This window comes from Micromonospora sp. KC721, assembly GCF_004348355.1.
GTDB lineage: Bacteria > Actinomycetota > Actinomycetes > Mycobacteriales > Micromonosporaceae > Micromonospora.
In genome coordinates this window covers 1-10,337 of record NZ_SMJY01000207.1, presented here as the reverse complement: position 1 = coordinate 10,337, position 10,337 = coordinate 1, and the positions used below count along the sequence as shown (strand labels likewise).

Here is a 10,337-nt window from a genome sequence, read left to right as displayed (position 1 = left end):
GGGCGTACCGCCGAGCCTGGTAGAAATGCCGGATGAGCCAGGATCGGGCGGCGGTACGGGATCGGGCCGAGGCGGTGCTGCGCCGGCTGGCCGGCGAGCACGCCCGGCTCCGGGAGGACCAGTGGCGGGCGATCGAGGCGCTGGTGGTGGACCGGCGTCGGGTGCTCTGCGTGCAACGCACCGGGTGGGGCAAGTCGGCGGTCTACTTCGTGGCCACCGCGCTGCTGCGGGAGCGCCCCGACGCCGCCGGCCCCACGGTGATCGTCTCCCCGCTGCTGGCGCTGATGCGTAACCAGGTGGAGTCCGCCGCCCGCGCCGGCATCCGGGCCCGCACGATCAACTCCGCCAACCTGGAGGAGTGGGACGAGATCACCTCCGAGATCCACGCCGGGGCGGTGGACGTCCTGCTGATCAGCCCGGAACGGCTCAACAACCCCGACTTCCGGGACAGCGTGCTGCCGAAGCTGGCCGCCACCACCGGCCTGCTGGTGGTGGACGAGGCGCACTGCGTCTCCGACTGGGGGCACGACTTCCGGCCGGACTACCGCCGGTTGCGGACCTTCCTGGCCGAGCTGCCCGCGCGGACCCCGGTGCTGGCCACCACGGCCACCGCCAACGCCCGGGTCACCGCCGACGTCGCCGAGCAGCTGGGCACCGAACTGGCCGATCCGGCGGCGCGGCGACCGGACGTGCTGGTGCTGCGCGGCTCGCTGGATCGGGAGTCGCTGCGGCTGGGCGTACTCGACCTGCCGAGCCCGGCCCACCGGCTGGCCTGGCTCGCCGACCACCTGGACCAGCTTCCCGGCTCGGGGATCATCTACACGCTGACCGTCGCGGCGGCGGGGGAGACCGCCGAGTTCCTCCGCGCCCGCGGCTGGTCGGTCGCCTCCTACACCGGCCAGGCCGAGGACGCCGACCGGCGTGCCGCCGAGCAGGACCTGCTCGACAACAAGATCAAGGCGTTGGTGGCCACCTCCGCGCTCGGCATGGGCTTCGACAAGCCGGACCTCGGCTTCGTGGTGCACCTCGGCGCACCGCCCTCTCCGATCGCGTACTACCAGCAGGTCGGCCGGGCCGGGCGGGCCGTCGCGCACGCCGAGGTGCTGCTGCTGCCCGGCGCCGAGGACGCGGCCATCTGGCGGTACTTCGCCTCGCTCGCCTTCCCGCCAGAGGAGCAGGTCCGGGCGGTGCTCGCCGCCCTGCCGACCGACCGGCCGCTCTCCACCCAGGCCCTGGAGCCGCTCGTCGACCTGCGCCGGACCCGCCTCGAACTGATGCTCAAGGTGCTCGACGTGGACGGGGCGGTACGCCGGGTACGCGGCGGCTGGCTCGCCACCGGCGAACCCTGGGTCTACGACGAGCCTCGGCTGCGCCGCGTCGCCCAGGCCCGCAGCGCCGAGCAGCAGGCCATGCGGGAGTACGCGACGACCCCCGGCTGCCGGCTGCGCTACCTGCGGGAATGTCTCGACGACACCGGGGCGGCCGACTGTGGTCGCTGTGACCGCTGCGCCGGGCCGCTGTTCACCACCGACGTCTCCGCCGCCGCGCTGGCCGCCGCGCAGACCTTCCTCGGCCGGCCCGGTGTGGCGATCGCACCGAAGAAGCTCTGGCCGACCGGCCTCGACGCGGTGGGCGTACCCCTGAAGGGTCGGATTCCCCCGGCGGAGCAGGCGCTGCCCGGGCGGGCCGTGGGCCGGTTGTCCGATCTCGGCTGGGGTGGGCGGCTGCGCGGGCTGCTCGGCCCGGAGGCCACCGACGCGCCGGTCCCCGACGACGTGGCCGCGGCCGTGGTCGACGTGTTGAAGGAGTGGGCGCACGGTGACGACCGGTGGCCGCGTCGGCCGGCCGGCGTGGTCGCCGTCGGTTCCCGCGCCCGTCCGGCGCTGGTCGGCTCGCTCGCCGAGCGGATCGCCGCGGTCGGCCGGCTGCCGCTGCTCGGCCACGTCGTCCCCGCCGGCCCGGCCGGGGGCGGCGGGCCGCGCGGCAACAGCGCCCAGCGGGTACGCGCGCTGCACGAGGCCTTCAGCCTGCCGGACGGGTTGGCCGACACGCTCGCCGGGCTGGACGGCCCGGTGCTGCTCGTCGACGACCTGGTCGACTCCGGGTGGACGATGACCATGGTGGCCCGGCTGCTGCGTCGGGCCGGCGCCCCGGACGTGCTTCCGTTGGCCCTCGCCGTGGCCGGCTGACCGCCCTACCGGAAAGGTTCCCGCCCACGGCGGATTGCGAGGGCCGCCACGGTGACCACCGTGGCGGCTGGGCCGGGGTCGGGCCGGCGGTACCGTGGGCGCATGGCCGAGCAGCGATCCGTCACGGCGGTCGACCCCGACGCGCGGGCCTCCGACCTCCGGCCCGGCGGAGCGGACGGTGTCGGGCTGGACCGGAGCACCCTGCGGCTCGCGCTGACCGTGGGCGGGCTGGTGCTCGCCGTCCTGCTCGGCTTCGGCCTCGGGCGGGCCAACCCGAAGCCCACCACTCCGGCCGGGGCCGGTGTCGGGGCGACGGCCACCGGCGAACACACCCACGCCCCCGGCACCGGCGCACACGAGCACGGCACCGGCGCGGCGGACGCGACGGCGGCCGGGCTCTCCGTCACCGCGTCCGGCTACACGCTGACCCCGTCGGGCACCGGGTTCGTCGCCGGCCGGGCCGCGGACTTCCGCTTCCAGATCCGCGACGACCAGCGGCGCGTGGTCACCCGGTTCGCTGTCGTCCACGACAAGCCGATGCACCTGATCGTGGTGCGCCGGGACCTCACCGGCTACCAGCACCTGCACCCCACGATGGCCGCCGACGGCACCTGGTCGGTGCCGGTGACGCTGGCCCGGCCCGGCGTCTGGCGGGCGTACGCCGACTTCACCGTGGTCGCCGACGACGGTGCGCAGACGCCGGCCACCCTCGGGGTCGACCTGGTGGTGCCGGGCGACTACCGGCCCCGGCCGCTGCCGGCCCCGGCCACCACCGCGACCGTGGACGGCTTCGACGTCGGCTACCAGGGCACGCCCGAGGTGGGACGGGCCGTCCCGCTGCGCTTCCAGATTCGCGACGGGGCCGCCCCGGCCGCGCTGGAACGCTATCTCGGCGCGTACGGCCACCTCGTCGCGTTGCGCGAGGGCGACCTCGGCTACCTGCACGTCCATCCGGAGCCGGCACCGGCCGGGGACGTGGTCACCTTCTGGCTGACCGCGCCTGGGCCAGGCCGTTACCGGATGTACCTCGACTTCCAGGTGGCGGGCGTGGTGCGTACCGCCGAGTTCACCGTCACGGTCGCCTGACCGCCTACCCACATCCCGCGGCGTCCCGCAACCCGTCAGATGCCGGTTCATCCCGCCCGGCGGACCGGACGGTGGGCCAGGTAGCGGAGCAGGTCGCGGATGTGGTGCTTCTCCTCGGCCGCGACGGCCGGGTCGGCGAGCCGTTCCAGGATGACCCGGACGTCCGCCTCGACCGGGCTGTCGTCGACCCGGCGCCGGGGAGTGGGACCGGCGTCCGGCAGGCCGAGCGCGCGGAACGCCGCCGCGACGGGTAGGTCGAGGGCGGCGCAGAAGCCACGGACCTTGGCCAGCTCGGGGTAGTCCTGCCAGTCCCCGGCCAGCCAGCGGAAGACGGTGGACCGACCGACCCCGGTGTGCGCCGCGAGGTCACTCACCGTCCAACCCCGCTCGTCGCGGGCGTCGTCGATGGCACGGCGCACGAAACGCGCGAAGGCCATCTGGGGTGAAACCTCTACGGAGCCCATTCCTGCCGGGTGGTTCCCTTCTCGAACCGCGACGCGTGCCGGTGCGTCCCCTTCAGGGTAGTACGACGCCGGGTCGCGGCGATTGACCGATCAGCCGCCCGGAGCGTCCTCGGTGAGCAGCCTCGCCAGCCGGGGCCTGACCTGCCACTGGTCGACCAGATCCCGGTATTCGGCCCGCTGCTGCCCGGTGGCCGTGCCATCGGTGCGTCGGGCCCGGATAAGCAGGTTCCGTGGAGTGTGCCGGGAGTCGACGAACTCCACCACCTCGGTGCGGTAGCCGTGCAACCGGAGCAGCCCGGCGCGCAGCGCGTCGGTGAGCACATCGGCGAAGCGTTCCCGCAGGATCCCCTGGCGGGTCAGCAGGTCGTACGGGGGCGGCGCGGGCCGGGTACGCAGCTGTGCGGCGATGTCGTGGTGGCAGCACGGCGCGGCCAGCACCCAGCGGGAGCGCCAGCGCACCGCCCGGGCCAGTGCCTCGTCGGTGGCGGTGTCGCAGGCGTGCAGGGCCAGCACCAGGTCGGGGGCCGGCTCGACCACCGCGTCGGCAATGGTGCCGGCGACGAACGAGACGCGGTCGGCCCAACCGAGCCGCTCGGCCAGCTCGGTGTTGCGCCGCCGCTGGTCCTCCCGCACGTCCACCCCGACCAGTTCGACGTCGACGCCACGCTGGGCCAGATAGCGGTACGCCGCGAAGGTCAGGTACGCGTTGCCGCAGCCCAGGTCCACCACCCGCAGCGGACCGCTCAGCTCGTCGGGCAGGGTGGCGGCGAGCGCCCGCAGGAAGGCGTCCACCTGACGTCGCTTGGCGGCCGAGCCGCCGATCTCGGCGAAGATGGGGTCGCCCGGGTCGAGCAGGTAGTCCTTGGTGCGGTCGTGCCCGGACGGCTCGGCCCCGGCCCGGTCCGCCGCCGCCCGGTGCAGCTGCGCCTCGCCCGACTTGGTCACCCTGAGCTGAAGTGTCGCGTCGGCGGTCTCCACGTGCCAGTTGCCGAACGGCTCGGCCAGTAGCGCGTCGACCGCCGCGCCGGCCTCCGTGCCCGGTGCCACGTTGCGGGTGTACGGCCGGCTGCCGTCGGACGTGGAGATCTGCAACCGGCGTCCGGCCTTGAGAACGACCGGGCGCAGTTCGGCGCGAACCACCGAGGGACGCTGGCCGCGGCGGCGGCCGGCGGCGACGGCACGGGTCAGGTTGGGGTCGAGCAGCAGCTCCCGGACCTTGGTCAGGGCAGCGTCCAACGGTTCCGGCATGGCTCCATCATCCTTCCTCCACCGCGCCGCCCCGCAGCCCCACCCCGAGGTGGGGAGAGGGTGGCGGTGGGAGAAGGTTGCCGGACGAGCATGGGCGACCTGACGGCCGCGTGCGGCCGTGAAAGCGGACGCCCTCCGGGCCGCCGGTGGCGGCACGAAGGACGTCGCGTGTTCCGTTGTCAGTCGGCGGTCGCCTCGGCCGGCGTACCCGCGCCGGAACCGGCAGCCCGACGCCGCCGGCGGCGGCGCGGTTTCGTCGACTGCTCGCCGTCACCGGCGGCCGGCTGGGCGTCGCCCGTCCCGGTGGCCCGGTGGGCGTCGCCCGCGCCAGTGGCCGGCTGGGCGTCGCCCGCGATCGTCCCGCTCGGCTCGCCCGCGAGGATTTCGCCGGCCCGGCGGCGACGCCGGCGCCGTGGGATACGGGTGCCCTCCTCGTCGGTCACCACCGGCGTCTCGGCGTCCGGGGTGTCAGTGCCGGACCGACCCTGGCGGCGCTCGCCCCGACCCCGGCCCTCGCTCCGGCCCTCGCCGTGCCGGGAGCCCCGGCCGCCCTCACCGCGACGCGACCGGCCGCCCAGGTCCTCCTCGACCTCGGCGGCGAGCCCGGCGCGGGTCCGCTCCGCGGTCGGCAGGGTGCCGGTGACGTCGGTGGGGATGTCGAGGTCGGTGTAGAGGTGCGGCGAGGTGTGGTACGTCTCGGGCGGCTCCGGCATCTCCAGGCCGAGCGTCTTGTCGATGATCCGCCAGCGAGGCGCGTCGTCCCAGTCGACGAAGGTCACCGCGACGCCGGTCGCCCCCGCCCGACCGGTCCGGCCGATGCGGTGGGTGTAGGTGTCCTGGTCCTCGGGGCAGTCGTAGTTGATGACGTGGGTGACGCCGCTGACGTCGATGCCGCGGGCGGCGACGTCGGTGGCGACCAGCGTGTCGATCTTGCCGGCGCGGAACGCCCGCAGCGCCCGTTCGCGGGCGCCCTGCCCGAGGTCACCGTGGACCGCGGCGACCGCGAAGCCACGGAAGTCCAGGTCCTCGGCGAGCCGGTCGGCGGCGCGCTTGGTCCGGGTGAAGATCATGGTGAGGCCGCGCCCCTCCGCCTGGAGGATCCGCGCCACGATCTCGCTCTTGTTCATCGAGTGGGTGCGGTACGCCAACTGCCGGGTCAGCGGCGACGGCCCGGTCTCGGCGGTGTGGCCGGCGTGGATGGTCACCGGGTGGCGCAGGAAGCGCCGGGACAGGGTGACGATCGGGTCCGGCATGGTGGCCGAGAAGAGCATGGTCTGCCGGTCCTCCGGCAGCATCGCCAGGATCTTCTCGACGTCGTCGAGGAAACCGAGGTCGAGCATCCGGTCGGCCTCGTCGAGGACCAGCGCGCGGACCCGGTCCAGTCGCAGGTGCTTCTGCTTCTGCAGATCCATCAGTCGGCCCGGCGTGCCGACCAGGATCTCCACGCCCTTGCGCAGTGCCTCGATCTGCGGCTCGTACGCGACGCCGCCGTAGATCGGCAGCACCCGCACGCCCCGGGTCCGGCCTGCGGCGGCGAGGTCCTTGGCGACCTGGATGCCCAACTCGCGGGTAGGAACCACGACCAGTGCCTGCGGCACGCCGTCGCCGCCCTCGTCCGGGGCGAAGACCCGCTCCAGCAGCGGTACCCCGAAGCCGAGGGTCTTGCCGGTGCCGGTCGGCGCCTGACCGATCAGGTCGCTGCCGCGCAGCGCGATCGGGAGCGCGTACTCCTGAATGGCGAAGGCGCGGGTGATGCCCGCCGCGGCCAGCGCCTCGACGGTTTCGGGCCGCGCGCCGAGCGCGGCGAAGGTGGGTGCCTCCGGGCGGACCGGGGCGGTCGGGGCCAGTTCCTGGCCCCCTGTCGTGTCGAAGATCTGTTCGCTCATCTGGATCTGGGGGTGCCCTCTCGTGGTGCGCCCCGTCTTGTCCTCAGGGCGCGATTCGGTATGGCGCGGGCCACGCGGTCGGGGGCGGAATCGCCGAGCCGGACCGGGCCGCACGCGCGCCGTGGGTCAGTTTTCGATCAGTCCGGGCCTTGATCGGATCTGATCTGACCGGATCTGGCTCTGATCGGATCTGGCTCTGATCTGGTCGGCGCCCACGGCAACCACTTCATCCTACCCGAGCGGCGGATCCCCGCCCCTGGGCCGGGCGAGAGGGTTCCACGGGGGGTGGCGAAATGTGACCTGAGTCACTGAAAAGTCGGTCGTCGGCGTCGGGCGGTACCCTGCGCTCGTGCCCGCGCCGACGACTCCCGAGGCCGTGGTCGACCTGATCGGCCTGGTCGCCTACGGCGAACTGCTCGCCTTCGACCGGATGGCCGCCGACGCGCGACTCGCCCCCGACCTGCGCCGCCGGGCCGCCCTCAGCGAGATGGCGGCAGCGGAGATCGGCAACTACCGGCGGCTCGCCGACTGGCTCACCGCGCTCGGCACCGCCCCCGAGGAGGCGATGGCGCCGTACGCCGGGGCGTTGCAGGCGTACCACGACTCGACCGAGCCGAAGGACTGGCTGGAGGCGGTCACCAAGGCGTACGTCGGCGACGGGATCACCGACGACTTCCTCGGCGAGATGGCCGACCGGCTCGACGAGCCGTACCGGCAGCTGCTGCGGGACGTGCTGCACGACACCCGGTACGCCGAGTTCGCGGTGGCCGAGATCCGAGCCGCGATCGAGGCCGATCCACGGGTGGCCAACCGGCTCTCCATGTGGGCCCGGCGGCTGGTCGGGGAGGCGCTCTCCCAGGCCGGGCGGGTCGCCGCGGCGGACCGGGGGGCGCTGACCGCCCTGATCGGACAGGACGGGATGGACGCGCCGGCGCTGTTCGGCAAGCTCACCGCCAACCACACCGCGCGGATGACCGCCGCCGGCCTCAACAACTGACGGCCCCTGCGGGCCGGCCCGCGACGGCGCACGCCGTCGCGGGAACCCGGACCGGGGTCAGCGGACGGTGAAACCGACCGCGCGGGGCGACGCCTCGGCGATCTCGACGTAGGCGACCTTGCCGACCGGCACGATGATCCGCCGGCCCTTCTCGTCGGTCAGGGAGAGGGTGCCCTCGCCCTTGGCGACGGCGTCGGTCACGATCCGCTCGATCTCGGCCGGCGACTGCGCGCTCTCCAGAACCAGCTCGCGCGGCGCGTACTGCACGCCGATCTTGACCTCCACTGTGCCTCCTCAGGTGGGCGAAAGAGCCGCCGTTGGGAAGGCTATCCGATCTCGGGGCCGGATGTTCAGGCTGACTCACCTTGCAGCGGGAAGCTCGCTATCCCCCGCCAGGACAGCGCGGCCACCAGCGCCTCCGCCTCCGCCTTGGGCACCTGCCGGCCGCCGGCCAGCCAGAACTGGGCGGCCGTCTCGGCCGCGCCGACCAGGCCGGAGGCGAGCAGCTCCGCGTGTGCCCGGCTGACCCCGGTGTCCGAGATGATGGTGTCGGTTATCGCCGCGATGCAGCCCTGCTCGACCCGCTCCACCCGCTGCCGGACCGCCGGATCGTTGCGCAGGTCCGACTCGAAGACGAGCCGGAACGCCTCGCTCTCGTGGTCGACGAAGTCGAAGTAGGCCCGCACCGACGCGCTGACCCGCTCCTTGTTGTCGTTGGTCCCGGCCATCGCGTCGCGCACCTTCGCGACGATGGCGTCACAGTGCGTGTCCAGCAGCGCCAGGTACAGCTCCATCTTGCCCGGGAAGTGCTGGTAGAGCACCGGCTTCGAAACCCCCGCCCGCTCGGCGATGTCGTCCATCGCAGCGGCGTGGTAGCCCTGGGCCACGAACACCTCCTGCGCCGCCGCGAGCAGCTGCTTACGGCGGGCCGAGCGGGGCAGGCGGGTGGGCCGGCCGGCGGTGTGCGCACCGTTCCCCACAGCGGTCATGGGAACCTCCGAGTTTCTCCGTACGAGCCGGCACTTTCACCTCGTACCGGTCCTGGGTATCGCCCCGTCCCGGAATTGGCCCGCCGCCGTAACTTATCGCCACTGTCACCACACGGTAGCCTCAGCGGGGGCGACCAAGGAGCGCGCGGTGAGTGAATCAGGGCAACCCGGTGCCGCCACCCCGGGAGAACACGGTGACGGAACGGGTCGGCAGGACGATCCCGCCCGCTCCGGCAGCGGGTGGGCACCTGCGGGAACCGGGTGGTCCGGCGGGGCGGACACCCCGGCGTACCGCGAGGCGCTCCCGCCCTGGCACCGGTCCGAGCCGACCGGATGGAGCGCCTCCTCCCCGAGCTACGGCGACCTGCCCGCGCCGCTGCCCGACCCGCGGTCGGACGACGGGTCGGCCCCCCGCAACGGGCGGTCCCGGGCCAACGGCATGAGTCATCCGGGCGAGGAGGGCCCGGCCGGCCGCACGGCCCCGGTCAGCGCCCCGCCCACCGCCTGGTCCGCGCCCGACGTCCGCCACGACGCCGACGCCCGGCTCGCCGTGCCGATCCAGCGGTCCGCGCCGGAGACCGAGCGGCCGGCCGACCCGGACGCCGGTGCGGCCCGGCACTCCTCCGACGAGCCGTCCCGGTCCGGCCGGTGGTCGGAGGGGAACCTGCCCTCCTCGGCGCCGCCGGTGGGCACCGCCGCGTCCGGCTTCGAGGTGCCGCACGGTTCCCACGTCCAAGGGGCGGATCGCGTCGAGGCCGCCGGGCCGACCGCCGAGCCGCCGTCCTGGGCGAGCCGCGCCGAGGCCGGCGCGTCCGCCGCCGAGCCGCCGTCCTGGGCCGCCCGCTTCCCGCCCGAGCCCGTCGAGGAGGAGCAGGCCGCCGATCCGTCCGCCGCCCGCCGCGGCGCCGACGAGCCGGACTGGTCCGGTCCGAGCTGGAACCGTCCCAGTTGGGGCGGGGGCTGGGCGCCGTCGTGGGCTCGCGAGGAAGAGGAGCCGCCGCCCGGTCGCCGCCCCCGCCGCGAGCGGTCCATGGAGTGGTCGGCCGAGCCGGCTCGCCCGTACGAGCCGGTGCGTGCCGAGCCGGCCCGCCCGTACGAGCCGGTGCGTGCCGAGCCACCCCGCCCGTACGAGCCGGTGCGTGCCGAGGTGCCCCGCCCGTACGAGGTCACCCGCTCCGCGCCGGAGTCGAAGCCCGCGCCGGAGCCGGCTGGCCGCCTCACCGACCGGCCGTCCTGGGCCGATCCGTCCGTCCCAGCGCCCGCCGGGGCGCTGCCGCGCAGCGCGCCGCCCGCCGACGCGCCTGCCAGCGGCCCGCCCGCCGACGTGCAGGAGCCGCCTGCCGAGGCCCCCGCCGAGCGGGCCGGCCGGCCGATCCACCTCCGGTCCGTCCCCGTGCAACCCAGCCTCGGGGCGGACCTGCCCGCCCACCCGCCGGCACCTGCCGGTCCCGGCGCCGCGACGACTCTGTCTCTGATAC

At 74.7% G+C, this 10,337-nt stretch carries 8 protein-coding genes and 1 pseudogene; 4 read left to right on the top strand and 5 right to left on the bottom strand.

What is annotated here, in order from left to right; translation table 11 throughout:
• Positions 1 to 32 precede the first annotated feature (32 nt).
• Positions 33 to 2,189 (top strand): RecQ family ATP-dependent DNA helicase, encoded by a 2,157-nt coding sequence (locus E1182_RS25810; RefSeq protein ID WP_132269971.1) that lies wholly within the window; start codon positions 33 to 35, stop codon positions 2,187 to 2,189.
• Positions 2,190 to 2,291: 102 nt separating this feature from the next.
• On the top strand, positions 2,292 to 3,275 hold the full coding sequence (locus E1182_RS25805) for a hypothetical protein (RefSeq protein WP_132269969.1): 984 nt from the start codon (positions 2,292 to 2,294) through the stop codon (positions 3,273 to 3,275).
• 47 nt (positions 3,276 to 3,322) lie between these two features.
• On the opposite strand, the gene E1182_RS25800 is transcribed toward E1182_RS25805, so the two are convergent.
• The 3 genes from E1182_RS25800 to E1182_RS25790 form a co-directional block, all read right to left on the bottom strand.
• Entirely contained in the window at positions 3,323 to 3,739 is a 417-nt protein-coding gene (locus E1182_RS25800; protein ID WP_132269966.1) for a helix-turn-helix domain-containing protein, read from the bottom strand.
• A gap of 90 nt (positions 3,740 to 3,829) precedes the next feature.
• Positions 3,830 to 4,987 (bottom strand): SAM-dependent methyltransferase, encoded by a 1,158-nt coding sequence (locus E1182_RS25795; RefSeq protein ID WP_132269963.1) that lies wholly within the window; start codon positions 4,985 to 4,987, stop codon positions 3,830 to 3,832.
• Positions 4,988 to 5,166: 179 nt separating this feature from the next.
• Positions 5,167 to 6,873, bottom strand: coding sequence for a DEAD/DEAH box helicase (locus E1182_RS25790; RefSeq protein WP_132269961.1), 1,707 nt, complete (start codon positions 6,871 to 6,873; stop codon positions 5,167 to 5,169).
• Between the two features lie 349 nt (positions 6,874 to 7,222).
• On the opposite strand from E1182_RS25790, the gene E1182_RS25785 reads away from it, so the two are divergent.
• Complete coding sequence (locus E1182_RS25785) at positions 7,223 to 7,870, top strand: ferritin-like fold-containing protein (protein WP_132269959.1); 648 nt, start codon at positions 7,223 to 7,225, stop codon at positions 7,868 to 7,870.
• 57 nt (positions 7,871 to 7,927) lie between these two features.
• Here E1182_RS25785 and E1182_RS25780 read toward each other — a convergent pair whose 3' ends face one another.
• Together E1182_RS25780 and E1182_RS25775 are read right to left on the bottom strand one after the other, a co-directional pair.
• The gene (locus tag E1182_RS25780; RefSeq protein ID WP_091198458.1) at positions 7,928 to 8,155 is read right to left on the bottom strand and encodes a DUF3107 domain-containing protein; all 228 of its coding nucleotides are present in this window, start codon (positions 8,153 to 8,155) and stop codon (positions 7,928 to 7,930) included.
• Between the two features lie 65 nt (positions 8,156 to 8,220).
• Positions 8,221 to 8,859: a TetR/AcrR family transcriptional regulator gene (locus tag E1182_RS25775; protein WP_132269956.1), complete on the bottom strand. Its 639-nt coding sequence runs from the start codon at positions 8,857 to 8,859 to the stop codon at positions 8,221 to 8,223.
• 148 nt (positions 8,860 to 9,007) lie between these two features.
• On the opposite strand from E1182_RS25775, the pseudogene E1182_RS25770 reads away from it, so the two are divergent.
• Positions 9,008 to 10,337 (top strand): annotated as a pseudogene (locus tag E1182_RS25770) (hypothetical protein); the annotation flags it as partial.

Bases quoted from the DNA above. Each gene is read 5' to 3' on its own strand.
- E1182_RS25810 (WP_132269971.1), top strand. From the start codon at position 33: ATGAGCCAGGATCGGGCGGCGGTACGGGATCGGGCCGAGGCGGTGCTG.
- E1182_RS25795 (WP_132269963.1), bottom strand. From the start codon at position 4,987: ATGCCGGAACCGTTGGACGCTGCCCTGACCAAGGTCCGGGAGCTGCTG.
- E1182_RS25775 (WP_132269956.1), bottom strand. From the start codon at position 8,859: ATGACCGCTGTGGGGAACGGTGCGCACACCGCCGGCCGGCCCACCCGC.
- E1182_RS25800 (WP_132269966.1), bottom strand. From the start codon at position 3,739: ATGGGCTCCGTAGAGGTTTCACCCCAGATGGCCTTCGCGCGTTTCGTG.
- E1182_RS25805 (WP_132269969.1), top strand. From the start codon at position 2,292: ATGGCCGAGCAGCGATCCGTCACGGCGGTCGACCCCGACGCGCGGGCC.
- E1182_RS25790 (WP_132269961.1), bottom strand. From the start codon at position 6,873: ATGAGCGAACAGATCTTCGACACGACAGGGGGCCAGGAACTGGCCCCG.